General features: G+C 40.9%; 13 protein-coding genes and 5 tRNA genes. 12 read left to right on the top strand and 6 right to left on the bottom strand.

Annotated features, from left to right (window positions below):
- Window positions 1-46: 46 nt before the first annotated feature.
- The 3 genes from AC2SLT_RS10185 to AC2SLT_RS10175 all read right to left on the bottom strand — a co-directional run bounded on the left by AC2SLT_RS10185 (window position 47) and on the right by AC2SLT_RS10175 (window position 3498).
- Entirely contained in the window at window positions 47-847 is an 801-nt protein-coding gene (locus AC2SLT_RS10185) for an SDR family NAD(P)-dependent oxidoreductase (RefSeq protein ID WP_486547546.1), read from the bottom strand.
- Between the two features lie 383 nt (window positions 848-1230).
- Window positions 1231-1674: a hypothetical protein gene (locus AC2SLT_RS10180; protein WP_486547545.1), complete on the bottom strand. Its 444-nt coding sequence runs from the start codon at window positions 1672-1674 to the stop codon at window positions 1231-1233.
- Window positions 1675-2343: 669 nt separating this feature from the next.
- Window positions 2344-3498: a catalase family protein gene (locus AC2SLT_RS10175; RefSeq protein ID WP_486547544.1), complete on the bottom strand. Its 1155-nt coding sequence runs from the start codon at window positions 3496-3498 to the stop codon at window positions 2344-2346.
- Between the two features lie 827 nt (window positions 3499-4325).
- Here AC2SLT_RS10175 and AC2SLT_RS10170 point away from each other — a divergent pair.
- From AC2SLT_RS10170 to nadS, 3 genes are all read left to right on the top strand, one after another.
- Window positions 4326-4856, top strand: a complete 531-nt coding sequence (locus tag AC2SLT_RS10170) for a redoxin family protein (RefSeq protein WP_486547543.1) — start codon at window positions 4326-4328, stop codon at window positions 4854-4856.
- Between the two features lie 190 nt (window positions 4857-5046).
- Window positions 5047-5382 carry a type II toxin-antitoxin system RelE/ParE family toxin gene (locus tag AC2SLT_RS10165; RefSeq protein ID WP_486547542.1) on the top strand — a complete coding sequence of 112 codons (336 nt, stop codon included), beginning with the start codon at window positions 5047-5049 and terminating at the stop codon, window positions 5380-5382.
- Complete coding sequence (gene nadS / locus AC2SLT_RS10160) at window positions 5372-5653, top strand: NadS family protein (protein WP_486547541.1); 282 nt, start codon at window positions 5372-5374, stop codon at window positions 5651-5653. Before AC2SLT_RS10165 ends, nadS begins: the two co-directional genes overlap by 11 nt.
- Before the next feature lie 73 nt (window positions 5654-5726).
- On the opposite strand, the gene AC2SLT_RS10155 is transcribed toward nadS, so the two are convergent.
- The 3 genes from AC2SLT_RS10155 to AC2SLT_RS10145 all read right to left on the bottom strand — a co-directional run bounded on the left by AC2SLT_RS10155 (window position 5727) and on the right by AC2SLT_RS10145 (window position 10961).
- Window positions 5727-6707, bottom strand: coding sequence for an RES domain-containing protein (locus AC2SLT_RS10155; protein WP_486547540.1), 981 nt, complete (start codon window positions 6705-6707; stop codon window positions 5727-5729).
- Window positions 6708-7097: 390 nt separating this feature from the next.
- Entirely contained in the window at window positions 7098-10061 is a 2964-nt protein-coding gene (gene polA / locus AC2SLT_RS10150; RefSeq protein ID WP_486547637.1) for a DNA polymerase I, read from the bottom strand.
- A gap of 489 nt (window positions 10062-10550) precedes the next feature.
- Window positions 10551-10961 carry an Ohr family peroxiredoxin gene (locus tag AC2SLT_RS10145; protein WP_486547539.1) on the bottom strand — a complete coding sequence of 137 codons (411 nt, stop codon included), beginning with the start codon at window positions 10959-10961 and terminating at the stop codon, window positions 10551-10553.
- A gap of 609 nt (window positions 10962-11570) precedes the next feature.
- Between AC2SLT_RS10145 and AC2SLT_RS10140 the strand changes: the two genes are divergently transcribed.
- From AC2SLT_RS10140 to AC2SLT_RS10100, 9 genes are all read left to right on the top strand, one after another.
- Window positions 11571-11729: a hypothetical protein gene (locus AC2SLT_RS10140; protein ID WP_486547538.1), complete on the top strand. Its 159-nt coding sequence runs from the start codon at window positions 11571-11573 to the stop codon at window positions 11727-11729.
- A 172-nt stretch (window positions 11730-11901) separates the two neighbouring features.
- A complete protein-coding gene (locus AC2SLT_RS10135) occupies window positions 11902-13497 on the top strand; it encodes a peptide chain release factor 3 (RefSeq protein ID WP_486547537.1) in 1596 nt (531 codons plus the stop codon).
- Between the two features lie 465 nt (window positions 13498-13962).
- Window positions 13963-14910, top strand: a complete 948-nt coding sequence (locus AC2SLT_RS10130) for an FHA domain-containing protein (RefSeq protein WP_486547536.1) — start codon at window positions 13963-13965, stop codon at window positions 14908-14910.
- 102 nt (window positions 14911-15012) lie between these two features.
- Window positions 15013-15088, top strand: a tRNA-Thr gene (locus tag AC2SLT_RS10125).
- A 96-nt stretch (window positions 15089-15184) separates the two neighbouring features.
- Window positions 15185-15268: transfer RNA gene (locus AC2SLT_RS10120), tRNA-Tyr, on the top strand.
- A 117-nt stretch (window positions 15269-15385) separates the two neighbouring features.
- Window positions 15386-15459, top strand: a tRNA-Gly gene (locus AC2SLT_RS10115).
- 32 nt (window positions 15460-15491) lie between these two features.
- Window positions 15492-15566, top strand: a tRNA-Thr gene (locus AC2SLT_RS10110).
- A 435-nt stretch (window positions 15567-16001) separates the two neighbouring features.
- Window positions 16002-17192: an elongation factor Tu gene (gene tuf / locus AC2SLT_RS10105; RefSeq protein ID WP_486546896.1), complete on the top strand. Its 1191-nt coding sequence runs from the start codon at window positions 16002-16004 to the stop codon at window positions 17190-17192.
- 296 nt (window positions 17193-17488) lie between these two features.
- Window positions 17489-17564: transfer RNA gene (locus AC2SLT_RS10100), tRNA-Trp, on the top strand.
- The last annotated feature ends 82 nt before the right edge of the window (window positions 17565-17646 follow it).

Genomic DNA, 17646 nt, shown 5'->3' with positions numbered 1-17646 from the left:
AACTTGAAAAAGAGTTCAAACCTAAAAATAGCTGAGTATTGACAGATTATGCGCCAACTATTTTATTAACCAAGCGATTAAGTGACACACTTGGCGATAACTGAGCTAATGAGTTCAGGACTTTCGCTGGCATGCCCACAGGGTAGTGCGTTTTATTCAGCTTTCCATTGGGTGATATTGCCAATTTATAAAGGACTTTTGCCACATCTTTTGGCGTTAAATTAAGTCCCAACCGATCAATACTGGTCACCTTCACCCCTTTGGTCATATCAGTCTGCACCCATAATGGCATGACATCGACAACTTTGATGCCTTGAGGCTCATATTCAATATTCAAAGCTTCAGTTAAACCACGAACAAAGAACTTACTGGCAGAGTAGGGAGCAATTTCTGGTTGTCCATAAATGGCAGAAGCGGAAGATAGATTAATAATTTTTTCATGCTGCCTACCTGTCATTTGCGAGGCAACTTTATGACAACCAATTAATACCCCTTTGCAGTTAATATCAACCAACTTTAGCTGTGCATTTAGGTCAGTATCGCCCAAGTTACCAGACACCAAAATACCTGCATTATTAATCAGTACATCAATGCTACCGAACTTATCATTCATTTCTGCTATGGCGCTGTCCCAATCTTCTGGATTGGTCACATCTAAATTGCCATGAGCAATAGCGTTAGAGCTAATAGCCTTTTTAAAAGCTCTGTCTTTTAGGGCAGATTCTAGTTCAGAAACATCAATGTCAAAGAGTCCAACATTATGGCCTTTAGAAGCCAGTTTCTTCGCTGTGGTAAGACCGATACCGCGAGAGGCACCAGTAATTAATATCGTTAATTTTGTCATCATGAGTGTCCTTACAAATTATAGGTGAAGATAGTCATTGTAGGCGGATTTTACTTACCTAAGACTTTAAAGCGATTTATAGCTCTTCAAAATCAACGCAACATAACAGTACGTAAGTCTTATTATATACACCTATAATGCACAAAATTTAAAATGATATCAAAGTATACAATGTAGTTTTTATCGTAGGGTCTGTATCATTATTCACTACGTAGTCATAGCAATGATTTTATAGTCAAAGAAGTCTAAAATGGTTACACGGCAACCGAGTGCAAGTACTACTAAAGTAGGCTTAACGAGGTTAACACTGTAACCGTTTAGTAGTTCGCTGACTATATTTCTAAAGGATTTCAGCTCACCTCATATGACTTATACTGCCTCGAAAATTAGCTGATATTTAAATCTGACGCTAACTGTTTATCAAATTCCTTTAGTGGAAAACGCCATAAGTATACCAAGGCAATCAGATAAATTATCCCCTCAGCGACTTCCTCTACCACACTGCCGATACTATGACTAAAGCCAATAGAATGCTCCGCTAGATATTGAATAATCACCAATGTGCCAACGATGATATACAGAGGTTTAGACACTCCTTTTAAAACAGCCCACAAATAGCGCCAACCATAGATCAGGGCCGCTAATGCAACCAGTATGATGATAAGAAGAACACTGTCTTCCCACCAATCATAGTTATGATTGAAAAAAATAAAACCATCAGGGATAAATAACTCAGGCAAAAAGCTTAACTCTCTGCGAATGGCGGAAAAGAAAATCAGCACTGAAGCAAGCCAAAAACGTCGGCCTATTGTAAGCTGACTTTTCGACATATAACGGGCACAAGGTATTAAACATACTAATAAGATAAAAGCTTCAAGGAACTCAAGAGCGCTATATTCTGTAATAGTAACCTCCTTTTATTCAGAAAATAAGGTTATCAATTAATAACTAAAACTAAAAATTTAAATAGACAATTCTTAGTAATTGTTAATATTTTCTCATATTATAACAACTTTTGTTTAGTTATAGTTATTTATACAATCTTATCAGCATCATTTTTAGGTATAACAAGTGGTAGAGCGCTTGAGATATTAGTCTTTTATTATCAATGATGTACTGCAAAGATTTTTGTTTCTCAGCCTTTTATTTATATACATATAGATTTCTGAGAATAGTCTTTGTCATGAAAGTCATAGACGACTATATTATTTAAGAGTCGTGATATTTATGTAAGATGTGTGGGTTTTAGATAGGTAGCTTTTGATAGGTTGATAGGGTATTGCAAGATTTGCTATATAGGAAAGGAGTCGTCAGGTGTGTAGAAAAACACACTGCTTGATGTTGTACTCAAGCAGTGTTTGCTATGATATTGATCTTATTATTATGGCCCAAGATTAAGCCGTGGGTTTTGCTTCGCTACACCGCATGCTACATATTTTGCATACTAAAATAGACGTTTGATAATATCTTTAAAAGCTTTTAAGCCGTTAAAGCGAACTCTAATAATACGACCCGTCAAACACCTCATCCAAACTAACAGGCTCCCGACGTTTTACCGCATTGCCTTTATGACGCTCCATCGATGACGCTTGATAGGCTTGCAGGCGAGACTGCTGAATACGACCAATGGGGCGATTCTCCTCCAAGCAACGAAACGGCGTAAATGACAAATGCTCCATAACGTCAAAGTTACCGTCATCGGGTACATCCTGACGCAGCACGGTTAAGCGAGCCACTGTGACAAAAGGTGCCTCTGACTCCTTCCACTCCTTAGTCAAGTCCTCAATCGGTTGCTTGTTAAGATTACGGCATAACTGAATTTGCACCTCGAACTCAAGGTCATGCTCGCTAATCTCTGTAATCAACGCTTTACGAATAGTTTCCTCTTCACTTAGCAGATGAATGTCGTGATGGTTGATTTTTGCAATAGACTCTTTGGTCGGTTTAACCCTTATTTTACCCATATAGTCGCCATGACGTACCGCGCCCATTGAGAAATACTCATAAAGCCACGGGTTTTTAGGCTTAACCGTTGCCAGCTTGCGAAATGCCTTTAGTGTTTTAACAGCCTCAAAGTCTGGAATCTCCTTGCCATATTTTGTCAACCAATCAAAGCCAAACTTAGCCTTACCTACCAATCCATTGGCTAAATAGCCATTGAACGCAAAGGCTAACTTTGATAAATACGCATAATCTTTTAATTGACTGGTGAAAAACACAGGGGCATTCACCAACGCAAAATCCATCGTTGTTGCCTTTGGTTCATCAGGGGCTAATTTTAGACCGTCAACATCAAACACTTTAAACGCCAGCCCAATAGCCAAACCCAACCGTCTATCCGGGGCAACGGTTGCAGCAGCGTTCGAAAAGCGTATCACCGCGTCATGAGTGCTTGGCTTTGCATACAACCCCTGTGCATATTCGGCAGGCAGATCATCCAAAATCTCAAACCTCGCCTTTAGCGCACAATAGCCTTTGGTGTGCACCGCACGACCATGATAGTCGAGTTTATTTTTGCCTTTACTACTTTGAACTTCCTTACGTATATCGGCACTAATCACATCTATTAATGACGATTCTTCTGCGGTTAAAGTGGTGTATCTGTCATCAAACTTGACGTATTTTGGCTTCGATTTTAATAATTTTTTTAGCATAGTGGGCTACCTTAGAGAATGAAAATTTGGGTTGCCCGTTTATTTTAGAGTGATTTTGAATTTGAGTTTGCAACGAAATGCAATTAAAGCGTAACCTGCCAAGTAGCATAAAGACGTGAGCGTCATTGATAGTATAGTCAAACGCCCATTAGACTATGCAGAATATGTAGCGTGCGGTGTAGTGAAGCGAAACCCACGGCTTAAGTTTTGACTATTATAATGACGATAGGGGTGTTTTTTTAAAAGTTTAGGGATAGCTGTAGCCACTCTCGCCATCCGCTTGTATCTGCTGAGTCTGGGCAAGGCAGTGTCACGAATTGACGGATTGCTGTTGCCTCGACACTCCCTCAATGTCTAGACACTGCAACTTGCCCAAACCAGCAGGATACCGCTACTGTCAAGGCTAGCGGTCACATCGTATTCTTACGGGTATTTATCGTGGTATAGGTTTAAGAGTAGGGTTTAAAGGTTACTTCTACTTCCATAATAACAAAGCGTTCGTCATTAACCCAAACGTTTTTTAACAAGTTGGGTTATCCTTGCTTTGAGTGGTTTGATTCTTAATTTTGGGAGTAGATTATTAAGATCAAAGCAATTATGAATATTAGGTAGATAAAATGCTCTAATCTCATAAACAACTGATTTAAAAATTTTAGAATTTCATTCAAGTTTTAGTGGTAATATAAAATGCAGTATTAAAGACCACTTCGAAATTTGAATAATAACAAGCAAGCATAATACTACTGCTCAACGTCTATCCTCTTTTTGATATCTTAATTTTTACAATCTTACTAATGCGCCTTAATAACACCTAAAATCGGAGAAAAATGATGATTAAATATGTCCCAGATGTTACCTTTAAAACCCGTGTGCGTGATGAGTCTATCGGCGGCGACAATCCCTTTAAGTGGTATGACCTAACCACAGATGAGTTATTTGCCAATAAAAAAGTGGTGGTGTTTTCATTACCTGGCGCTTTTACGCCAACGTGTTCGACCAGTCATCTGCCTCGCTATGAAGAACTTTACGATGAGTTTAAAGCGCTCGGTATCGATGAAGTGGTTTGTATTTCTGTCAACGATGCTTTTGTGATGTACCAATGGGGCTTGAAGCAGAACCGTGAAAACGTCTTTTTGCTACCTGATGGCAATGGCGAATTCACCCGTAAAATGGGTATGCTGGTGGATAAAAGCAACCTTGGCTTTGGTATGCGCTCGTGGCGTTATTCGATGTATGTCGATAATAAAGAAATCAAAAAAGCGTTTGTTGAGCCTGATTATGGCGATAATTGCCCCATCGACCCGTTCGAAGTATCTGATGCCGATACCATGCTTAAGTATTTAAAAGAGAATGTTTAAGCGCATTTGCTTTAATAGCTACTCAATTTGCATAGGGTGGATTAGTTTTAGCAAGCCTTGATAAGGGTTTGATAGAACTAACCCATCTTTTTATATTCTAATAACGCTATACCGAACTATAATAACAATAAAAATTACTTTACTATACGTCAATGACGTATATAATTAAGGCTAAAACCAAGGATTATAGGTGTTACATTTTATAGAGACTCCGTTATTTACTAAACAAGTCATAAAGTTGTTAGACGATGATAGTTATAAAGAGCTGCAAGCAGATTTAATTGCGAATCCAGAACAAGGGAGTCTAATTCAGGGTACAGGTGGTATCAGAAAGACAAGATGGGCGTTAAATCAAGGTAAGAGTGGTGGTGTGCGTATCATTTACTATTTTGTAAATAGTCAGGGCATATTTTTTATGCTACTTGCCTATCCAAAAAATAAGAAAGTCAGTTTAACAACTCAAGATAAGTCCAGCTTGCATAAGTTAACCCAACAAATCAAAGAGGTGTACAACCATGACGAATGAATTTTACGATGATTTATCGCAATCATTAAGCCAAGCTTTAGAGATTGCTAAAGGTGAGGTTGAACCGAGCCGACAGTTTAGCCATGATGTTCCTGATATTAAGATGGTTCGAGCTAAGACTGGCTTGAGTCAACAGCAGTTTTCTGAAAAGCTAAATATTAGCCCGCGGACATTGCAAAACTGGGAGCAGGGTACGAGAAATCCAACTGGGGCGACAGTAACATTGATGCGATTGCTTGATAAAAAGCCTGAATTGATTATGGATGCTTAAGTGGTTTTTAAGAAGGTTGGTTTTAGCAACTCTCTTCTTAATGGTGCGCGGGGCGCACCCTATGGGACTGGCTTTACGGCCTTGGCACTCTTTTAAGTATTTTTCTGGTCTCTATATCGCTTTCAGATTGATTATAGAAATAATTATGTCCAAGAGTTAATGGAGTCTCATAAGTTTCAAAGATAAAGTGTCCTTCTTTATTAATATCAGTAGCCATCTTAAAGACTTCACATACATATAAACCGTACTTCAATATTTTAGTTACTTTAGCAACAGAGCTACTGGTATTCTCCAATAGAGAGTCATAAACTTCTGCTTTGATAGCGATGTTATAAGCACCCTCATCCTTTATACTTGGATAAGCTAGAGCGTCTGAATTATTCCTTTGCATGAGCATTTTCGACAACACTCTTGTATGTATATAATTACCTCTACTAGCATCTTTATCCGCAAGCACAGTGGCAAAAAACTGATCTACATAGACTAATTTCAAGGCATCTTCTGGTGAAAGTTCTTTGTTTAATATTTCTAAAACCCTGTGTTGGGGGTCGTGTGCTTCTAATGGCATACCTCCATTCTTGCTAACTCTCCAATACATTCCTACAACTGCCATTTTCAACTCTGATTCATCACGTATACTAAAACCAGCAAATTGAACAGAATCACCTTCTTTAACATCAATTTCAGCTAGGGCTGTCTCTTTACGTGTAGCTACATATAGTACTGGTTTTTTTGAGTCATTTATTCTTCCTGCACCTGTAAACTTTTTAGGCGGACAGGTAAGCTCGGAGATATTTGTGAATAGCTCTCTATCTTCTAGCTTTCTTGCCCTCCAGAAAGTCTTTCTGTCACCTATACTCAAAGCTGAAAATCTATGGTATTTAAACAAGACTTTTAACCTTTTTTCTATTTCTTTAGGCTTATTCGTTTCTAAAACACGCATACATAGGATTTCTATATCATCCATTTCTATATTAATACTCATGGTATTTCGCATATCCATTAATTTATTAAAATCTTTTATCAATGAGTTTTTATGCTTTGCAACCAGCATAGGCTTTTAGCCCAGCAAAGTTACTTTTTTTAAATCACGATATTGGGCTATAAGCCTAACCAACAGACTATGATAACTTTAATTTTGACACTAACGTTTCATCGAAGGAGCGGTTTAGCCCCGATTTGAGAAGCGTTAAAAAATTGGATTGCAATTTTAGCTTCGCAAGAGAAAATTCCTTAAATGGGATTTTCTGGAAAGGATATCCTTGTTTGACCACTAGATTGCGGTGACTAAACTAGAAGCGTTATCGCTTTGCAGGAACGATTCTAGTTTGTAGTCACCGCTCTAAAAAAAACATAGATTTTCTCTTGCGTCAGGGTGAAGCAATGCTCCACTTTATCCCTTCTCAGGGCAAGCAAGATAGGAACGAAAAGCGGGAAATAGCTACTAATGCGCCTCATCCCAATTCTCGCCCACGCCTGTTTCGACCAATAATGGCACGGCAAAATCAATATCCCAGCCCATCTGTTTAGCGGTATCGCTCAGTACATTTTGCATGGCACTTTTAATAAGCTCACCAATCTCATCGACCTTATCAGCATCAACTTCAAAAACCAATTCATCATGCACTTGCAATAGCATCGTGGCATTATCTTTGGGTAATACCTTGTCCACGGCTATCATCGCCAGCTTAATGATATCAGCGGCGCTGCCTTGTAGCGGGGCGTTAATGGCGGCACGTTCAGCACCGCGGCGTACCATTTGATTGCTATGATTGATATCAGGTGTGTAGAGCTTACGACCTAGGATAGTCTCGATATAGCCTTTATCAACCGCACTGTTTCGAGTATCTTGCATATACTGCTTAACACCTGGGTAACGCTCAAAGTATTGATTGATATAGTCTTGCGCCTCGGAGCGACTCATCTGCAACTGTTTCGCCAAACCAAACGCACTCATGCCATATAGCAGTCCAAAGTTGATCGCCTTAGCGTTACGACGCTCAGTCGGGGTGACCTCATCAACCGTTTTGCCCAATACTTCAGCGGCAGTGGCGGTGTGAATGTCCAGCCCCTCTTTAAAAGCACGAGTGAGGTTTTTATCGCCAGAGAAGTGCGCCATTAGACGTAGCTCAATCTGTGAGTAATCCGCTGCTAATAGCACACGACCTTTAGGCGCGATAAAGGCTTGACGAATGAGGCGACCCGTTTTGGTGCGAATCGGGATATTTTGCAAGTTAGGATCAGTCGAAGACAAACGCCCTGTACTGGTTAATGCCTGATGATAGCTAGTGTGCACACGGTCGGTATCTTTGTCAGCTACGGCATCAAGCGCATCGGTATAGGTGTTTTTCAGCTTGGCAAGACTGCGATATTCCAGCGCAATCTCAGCCAATGGGTGGTCTATCTTTGATAACACTGCTTCGCCCGTTGAGTATTGCCCAGACTTGGTCTTTTTACCACCAACCACGCCTAATTTATCGAACAACACTTCGCCCAATTGCTTGGGTGAGCCAAGATTAAACTCTTCACCCGCCTCATTGTAAGCTTGCGTCTCTAACTCAACAATCTCTTCATCGAAGCGCTCGGATAGCTCATTTAGGAATGAGCGTTTAATCATAATGCCTGACGCTTCCATTTGGCACAGTATCTGCGCCACAGGGATTTCCAGCTCATGTAATAGACGCTGGTTAACGGTATCGTCTTTTAGCTTATCAGAGAACAGCTCAAACAGTTGATAGGTGATATCGGCATCTTCGCACGCATAGTCACTGGCAATGTCAATCGCTACTTTATCAAAGGTGACTTGCTTAGCGCCTTTACCAGCAACGTCTTCAAAGCTGATGGTTTGAGTGTGTAGATAGTGGCGGGCTAGGTCGTCCATACTATGTCGGGTAGCGGCAGCGTTTAGAACGTAGCTTGCTAGCATAGTATCGACTAACCAGTTTTTAGGTGTGGTATTGATATTGATGCCATATTTCGAGAGTACATGAGCATCGTATTTCAGATGTTGACCAATTTTGCCGATTTCTGGGTTTTCTAAAATAGGTTTGAGTTTGGCAAGCACCGTATCTCGATCTAGCTGTTTGGCTATTAATGGATCAACTTCGGCATCTGCTATTAGAGCAGCTTGTTCCGCTTCTTCCTTCTTGTTTTTCGCCTTTTTCATGGGCTCATTATAATCGACATGCGCTAGCGGCAAATAATAAGCCTCATGTGCCTGCAATGAAAAGGATAGTCCAACAATCTCCGCTTCTCGCAAATCAATACTGGTGGTTTCGGTATCGACCGCAAAGTAGGGAGCGCTTTGTAACTTGTGGAATAAAGTATCTAGGGTGTTTTCATCGAGCACAGTGTGCCATTTTTTGTCATGGGCTTTACTGTTTTTGATATGCTCAATGATTGACGCCTGCTTTTGAGTTTGCAGGGTTTTCGCCATCTGCGCTTGTGATTCCGCATTGGCCTTACTATCAGACACACTGTCACTGCTTGAATTAGCAGGGTGATTGGGATGATCCAGCGAGGCTAATTCATTTTTGAATTCAAGCTCGCTATATAAGTCGCGCAATTCGTCAACAAATGCACTTGGATCGGTATTGATACGCAGGTCTTCCCAATCTTGACCGATTTTTAAGTTAGTAATGATGGTTGCAAGCTGTCTATCCCGAGGGATATTATCGGCAAACTCGACTAGTTTTTCCCCGACTTTACCTTTAATGTCGCTGGCATGAGCGAGGATGTTATCGACCGTGTCGTATTTTTGCAGCCATTTAACGGCTGTTTTTTCCCCAACACTTGGAATACCTTTGATACCGTCAGAGGCGTCGCCCATCAGCGTTAATAGGTCAATCATTTGATTGGGCTTAATGCCGTATTTATCTTCCACACCTTGCACATCGGTAATTTTACCTGAGAAGCTATCTTCTAATAACACACAGTCATTAATCAGCTGCATCATGTCTTTATCACCACTAGATATCACCACGTGGTGGCCTTCTTGCACCGCACGATGAGTCAGTGTACCGATAATGTCATCCGCTTCCGCCCCTTCAATGCGTAATAAAGGAATGCCAAGCGCCCGTACCAAACGATGGATATAGGGAATCTGTTCTGCCAATTCGGCATCCATCTTAGGACGATTTGCCTTGTAATCTTCTGACATGGCATGACGAAACGTCGGCGATTTGGTATCAAAACACACTGCCATATGGGTTGGGTGATAGCGGCGCATCAGTTTTAGTAGTGCATTGAGCGTACCACGGATGGCATTGGTCATAAGACCTTGGGTGTTCATCATGGTTTTGGGCAGCGCATGATAGGTGCGAAATAAATAATAAGAACCATCAACTAAGATAAACGGTGGTTCGTCTTTATTGATATGACGAGTATCCATCATTGCCACATTTGGCATATCATCAAATGTTGGCAATACATTGGGGTCAATCGCATCATGCGAAGTGTCAGTGGTTGTATCTGGCGTTTCAGTCTTGGTAGGGTTATTTTCAGAAGTATTATCGGTCATAAAATGTCACTTAATTAGTTTTTATATGTCGTGTTGAGAGGGGTCGTTTAGAAGAGGTTATGGGGTTAATAATGTTTCATTATAACGAAAAAAACAACTATAGTCGTCGGTAAACTAAAGAGCGACAGCGTTAACCTCACTAAGCCTACTCCCGTATCATATTGCTACTTGCACTCGGTTGCCTTGTATCTCATTTAGTTGCTTATGACTATATCGATAGGGTGATTATAGAATAGTCCTGCAAACAAAAAACCCAAATCACACTAATGGGATTTGGGTTTCGATATTTTAAAATCAATAAGCCACGTTAAAAAGCTTATTCCCTCAATAAATGAATGACTTAACTTACTGGGTTAACTGTTATTTTACTTCAGACGTCTATTTTACTTCTGACGTCACTTCGACATCGATATTACCGCGAGTGGCTTTAGAATAAGGGCAAACTTCGTGTGCTTTTTCGACTGCCTTTTGCACATCATCAGCACTAAGGTCAGTATTGCTGGCGATAACATGAATTTTGGCAGCTAAGCTGTATTGATGGTTTTCGCTTTGGAGTAAGTCGACTTCCACTTCTGTGGTCGAATCAAACTCAACACCTTGCATTCTTTTAACCACGCCCAATGCGCTGTCAAAACAAGCGCCATAACCCATTGCAAAAAGCTGTTCAGGGTTGTTACCATCGCCTGTGCCTGGCGGTGTCATATTAATGACTAAGTCACTGTCACTAACCTTGGCTGAACCCATACGTCCGCCAGAGACTGAAGATTTAGTTGAATATAAAGTTTTCATCATTATTCCTTTTGGTTTGTGATATAAAATGATTTTTGTTTTTTCTAGCCGCACTAGATTAACAACTACATTAACAAAAATGACTGCTATGAATGGTTGTCGGTTGTAAGTGTTTGCTAGCAGTTTGTAAATTGATCTTAAGATGAAATTGCAAAATTATAAATTGTGGTATCAGACATATGTATATTTATGAAAGATACACCACTCTCAACTTAATAGCTGGCAATATTGATAACTGAATTATCATAGTACTTTTATTTCATCTATTGATAAATACTGAAAAGGATAGCAAGTCCCCCTTTTTCAAAGGGGGACTTAGGGGGATTTTTACCGAAAATCCATCCCCAACCCTTCCTTTTAAAAAGGAGAGGAGCTAAACCTTGCAAAAGCTATAGTCAAAGAAGTCTAATGTGGTTACAAGGCAACCGAGTGTAAGTAGCAATTAATATGGGAGTAGGCTTAACGAGGTTAACACTGTAACCATTTAGTAAACCACTGATTAATCGTTGTAAAATACTTGTCCTACCGTTTTGGTGGGTTACGCTTTGCTAACGCCACCTTACTCATCTTACGAGTTTTAACCACGATAAATATTTGTAAGAACACGATGTGACCGCTAGCCCTGATAGAAGCGGATATCCTGTACGGATGAGTGAGTTGCGAGGACTAAGGTTTGGCGTGGCGCGCGAAGCAAGCGACACGCCAAACCATAGCCCTTCGCCTCACGCAAACGTGCAGATAGTAGCGGATAGCAGGAAGTGCTACTAAAACATTGATATCCGCATTGATTGCTGATTGATTAACGGTTATTTAAGGCCTTGGTTAATTGCTAAAGCGTTTTTGACTATTCTATCTGCATCATTCCCTAAAATCCGCTACAATACGCTCAATAATTTATTATCACTATTACTATCACAATATTGTAAGCTGAAACCCCATTATGAGCGTAGATCCAAAGACATTAGCCAAAGAAGTTACCCAGCGTCGTACCTTTGCTATTATTTCTCACCCCGATGCGGGTAAAACCACCATGACTGAAAAATTACTGTTATGGGGTAAAGCCATTCAGGTGACAGGCGAAATTAAAGGTCGTAAGTCCGATCGCCATGCCACCTCTGATTGGATGAGCATGGAGCAGGAGCGGGGGATTTCGATCACTACATCAGTGATGCAGTTTCCCTATAAAGATCATATCGTAAACCTACTCGATACCCCAGGTCACGCTGACTTTAGTGAGGACACTTACCGTACGCTAACAGCGGTGGATAGTGCGTTAATGATGGTCGATGGGGCGAAAGGTGTCGAGGAACGGACTATCAAGCTGATGGAGGTGTGCCGAATGCGCGATACACCGATCATCTCATTTGTGAATAAACTAGATCGTCAGGTACGAGACCCGCTTGAGTTGTTAGATGAAATTGAAACGGTGTTAAAAATCAAATGTGTGCCAGTAACTTGGCCCATCGGTATGGGACAAGACTTCGTTGGCGTGTATCACTTAACTGAAGATAAGACTTATCTCTATAAAAAGGGTCATGGTGGTGAAATTACCGAGATTGAGACTCGTGATGGCTATGATTACCCCGATATTCGTGAGCGACTAGGGGAGCTTGCGTTTGCTGCCTTTGAAGAGTCATTAGAGCTGGTGCAAATGGCACTTGAAGACTTCGATGTTGAGGCGTTTTTAAAGGGCGATATGACCCCTGTATTATTTGGTACGGCTTTAGGTAACTTTGGGGTGAATATGGTTCTTGATACGCTAATTGAGTACGCACCGCCACCCAAAAGTCATCCGGCCAATGAGCGTGTGGTTGATGCTGACGAGCCGATCTTTAGTGGATTTGTGTTTAAAATTCAGGCCAATATGGACCCGCGTCATCGTGACCGTATAGCCTTCTTGCGGGTGTGCTCAGGTAAGTATGAGAAGGGCATGAAGATGAATCATGTCCGCTTGGGTAAAGAGGTACGCATCTCAGACGCACTGACCTTCTTAGCAGGCGATCGCGAGGCTCTAGAAGAGGCTTATCCAGGTGATATTATTGGTCTGCATAATCATGGCACGATCAGTATTGGTGACAGCTTTACAGAAGGTGAAGAATTGAATTTCACCGGTATTCCTCACTTTGCGCCTGAGTTATTTCGCCGTGTGGTCCTAAAAGATCCGTTAAAATCTAAAGCCTTACAAAAAGGTCTGCAACAGCTCTCAGAAGAGGGCGCCACTCAAGTATTTATGCCACAGATTAATAACGATTTGATACTAGGCGCAGTCGGTGTGCTTCAGTTTGAAGTGGTCGCACATCGCTTAAAAGAAGAGTACAAAGTTCAATGTACCTTTGAGCCTGTATCGATTGCTACCGTCCGCTGGATCCACTGTGATGATGAAGCCGTACTGGCGAAGTTTAAGAAAAAAGCACACGATCAATTGTCGCTAGATGGTGGTGGTCATCTGACCTATCTTGCGCCCAGTCGCGTTAATTTACAATTAATGCAAGACCGCTATCCAGAGATTACCTTTAGCAGTACTCGCGAGCATTAGTCGTATATTAAGTCTTAGTTATCATTACACTGGGTCTATCTAATCGCCTTTAGCATTACTATTAAACGCCTTTACCTGTTGAAAGTAAGGGCGTTTTTTTAAACAGTGTCTTGTCAATCATGAGCGCTTGTATATTAGAGAGGTTAGAAATTGGGTCTACCTCCAGATAAGCGTACCACGTTTAATTAAAGACGTCATTAAACGAGAGATTATGGTGATAAAGGTGATTATCCACACGCCCTATCTAAATAGGGTCTATTTATTGAAACTCTAAGACCATCCTCTTTTTCCATCACTTGAAAACAATATGACCACGACATAACCACGACTTAGCCGATGATTTTAAGTACAAATCTTGAAAAGACAGTAAGTGAAGTCTATCAGAATGTTGTAAGATATAAAAAAACAGGTAACATCTAGTATTAATTTACATATTAAATGAACACATTGATAGGGAGGTCTTTAATGACTATACCAGAAAATAACAGTGACAATTACAACCACAGTGACAATAGACAATGGCAACTCACCGCCTTAACTGAGGCCTTAGGTGATCTGAAGCTCACCATTGAAGATAAACTAAGTGTGGGGCGTGGTAAAGACAATGACGTGGTGCTAGGTAGCAAACAGGTGTCTCGTCAACATGCTCAATTAAGTGTGCGTGATAACGATCTTCTCATTCAAGATCTAGGCTCATCTAATGGAACCTTGGTCAATGATGTGAAGCTTGTACCGAATCAAGCAACCACATTAAAATTAAACGACGTAGTCACTTTTGCTGCATTTAGCTTTCAAGTGGGTCAAACCGAATTAGTACAGTCTGCGTTAGGATCATCACAACCTGTCGATACCGATCCTAAATTTGACCTAGCTGATAAGCCTGACTCTTTAGAAACTGCTGATGCGCGGAAGCACGCAAAAGAAAACCAAGAAGCAGTCGATAAAGTAGGGCTAGAGGACATGAGTAACGCTGAGCTTGAAGAGAAGCTTGAAGCAGAGTTGGAAGAGCCAATTCCATATGGAGATCCTACGGAAAATCAATTACATACCGATAGCACTGAACACTTTGAAGAGCTTGCTGCTGAGGCGGATCCAGAAGTTCATAAAGCCAAGCAAGCCGCAGCATCTCAATTATCTGCCACCACAAATATTCGCGAAGATGTGCAGAAAGTATCAACGGATTCCTCAAAACCTGTTAACTCCAAACCTGTTAAAGAGCGTCAAGCGACTGAAAAACCAACCCAGTCTTTTAATACAGTCGGGGAGCAAAAAGATCATAAAGTTGCTCACATAACAAATACGCAACAGCCTGCAAAAAATGTAAATGCTGGAAAAGGAAAGGGATTTTTGTGGTTAATCTTGATTTTAGTGGCTTTAGCTATCGCATTATGGCTTTATAACGGAGGTATGTAAGCACTAATATTCAAAAATATTGAATTATTTTAAAAAAAAGTAGTTTTAGGGGTTGTGTTTTATAAAATATTTGCTAGAATACTCCCCACTTTGAAGGAACAAGCCGACTTAGCTCAGTTGGTAGAGCAACTGACTTGTAATCAGTAGGTCGCCAGTTCGATCCCGGCAGTCGGCACCATTCTTCAGAGTATTATGTTTTAAGCTATCATGCTTTAAACAGATTTGCTTAGTCGCAAATCAGTAAAACTATTGTCTATATTAGTTTTACGCCTTAGGTGGGGTTGGGGAGCGGTCAAACCCAACAGACTGTAAATCTGTCGCGAAAGCTTCGAAGGTTCGAATCCTTCCCCCACCACCATTTTCTAGTTGTATTTTCAAAACTTGTTCAAGCAACACATTGTTCAGTAACAATCTACCAATAACAGCATGCACTGCCAGTACCTATTGATAGGGTAGCTAAAATAGCTGTGACATTGCGGGTGTGGTTTAATGGTAGAACCTCAGCCTTCCAAGCTGATGGCGCGGGTTCGATTCCCGCCACCCGCTCCAATATATAATTTAATCATTAAATAGCTCGTAATGCTCATATAGCTCAGCGGTAGAGCACTCCCTTGGTAAGGGAGAGGTCTCGAGTTCAATTCTCGATATGAGCTCCACTATTTATATAACTAATAATATAAGCATAAGAATAGTCAATTTGACTAACAAGGTTCACACTGAATACCCATTATAGATTTAAGAGCAATAATTAGCTAAGCAAGCATAGCATCGTAACTGTTAAAGCTTGTTATAGATAAGCTTTTAAATAGGTTTAAGTATTTACAAGGGCAACCAATGACCTTGCACCAATTAGATTACGCAGTTAGATAATTATTTGATAGGCAGCACTTAGTGTTGCCTTTTAGTGTTGTAAATGACTAAATAATAATCTAAATAAAGTTTTATAATAAGACATTATCACCTGTTATAACTTGCAAGCACTACTTATCGAGTACTTTTTTATTGTGAAAGTTCTTATTGTAAGTATGAATAAAACTTAATGATAACCCTAAAATAACCTGTAACTTAACAAAACTTAAGAGGATACACTCATGGCAAAGGCCAAGTTTGAAAGAAACAAGCCACACGTCAACGTCGGAACAATCGGTCACGTTGACCACGGTAAAACCACCCTAACTGCCGCTATCGCAACCGTAGCAGCAAAAACGTCAGGCGGCGAAGCCAAAGACTACGCGTCTATTGACTCAGCACCAGAAGAAAAAGCACGTGGTATCACCATCAACACCTCACACATCGAATATGACACAGAAGCTCGTCACTACGCACACGTAGACTGCCCAGGTCACGCTGACTATGTTAAAAACATGATCACCGGTGCTGCACAGATGGACGGCGCTATCCTAGTTGTATCAGCAACTGACGGCCCAATGCCACAAACACGTGAGCACATCTTGTTATCACGTCAGGTAGGCGTACCATACATCATCGTATTCATGAACAAATGTGACATGGTAGATGACGAAGAGCTACTAGAACTTGTCGAAATGGAAGTACGTGAATTACTATCAGACTACGACTTCCCAGGCGATGACACCCCAATCATCAAAGGTTCTGCTTTAGAAGCCCTAAACGGTAACGACGGCAAATATGGTGAGCCTGCAGTAATTGAACTCCTTGAAACCCTAGACACCTACATCCCAGAGCCTGAGCGTGACGTTGACAAGCCATTCCTAATGCCTATCGAAGACGTATTCTCAATCTCAGGTCGTGGTACCGTAGTAACAGGTCGTGTAGAATCAGGTATCATCAAAGTAGGTGACGAGATTGAAATCGTTGGTATCCGTGACACTCAAAAAACCACCTGTACCGGTATCGAGATGTTCCGTAAGCTACTAGACGAAGGTCGTGCTGGTGAGAACTGTGGTGTACTATTACGTGGTACAAAACGTGAAGACGTACAACGTGGTCAAGTACTTGCTGCACCTGGTTCAATCACACCGCATACCAAGTTTGACGCCGAAGTATACGTACTATCAAAAGAAGAAGGTGGTCGTCACACGCCATTCCTAAATGGTTATCGTCCACAGTTCTACTTCCGTACCACTGACGTCACAGGTGCAATCACCTTACAAGACGGTACAGAAATGGTTATGCCAGGGGATAACGTTGAGATGAGCGTAGAGCTAATCCACCCAATCGCTATGGACAAAGGCTTACGCTTCGCGATTCGTGAAGGTGGCCGTACGGTAGGCGCTGGTGTTGTTGCTACTGTAAAAGACTAGTTGTTGTTATAAAACGAGTTATTTGTTAATAACTCGCTAAGCAATACCTTGCTAATCAATACTAAGAAAGCCCCTCTCAATTGAGAGGGGCTTTTAGTTTGAGTTTTATATAGAAAAGCATTTTATTATGTATTTAGGATAAAAAAGTTTCCTGTAACGTCTTATACAACCACTTCTATTTGGATAACAAGTGTTTGAAAGCGAGATACAGGGTATGTCTTTAATAATCCCTATTTGCATCAATAACAACGCTTGCATTCCCAAAAAAAGATTGTATAATAGTCAACCTTAACTAAAGGCGATTGGCTCAATTGGTAGAGCATCGGTTTCCAAAACCGAGGGTTGGGGGTTCGAGTCCCTCATCGCCTGCCACTTAATTAACTGTCTAAGCTTACTAGAAAGCACTCTTCTTTTACCATACAGATAGGCGGTTTTAATACTATCGTCTAAGTCG

This window comes from Psychrobacter sp. CX18 (assembly GCF_057396215.1).
The sequence above is the reverse complement of the archived record's forward strand: the minus strand, read 5'-3'. Positions and strand labels throughout refer to the sequence as shown.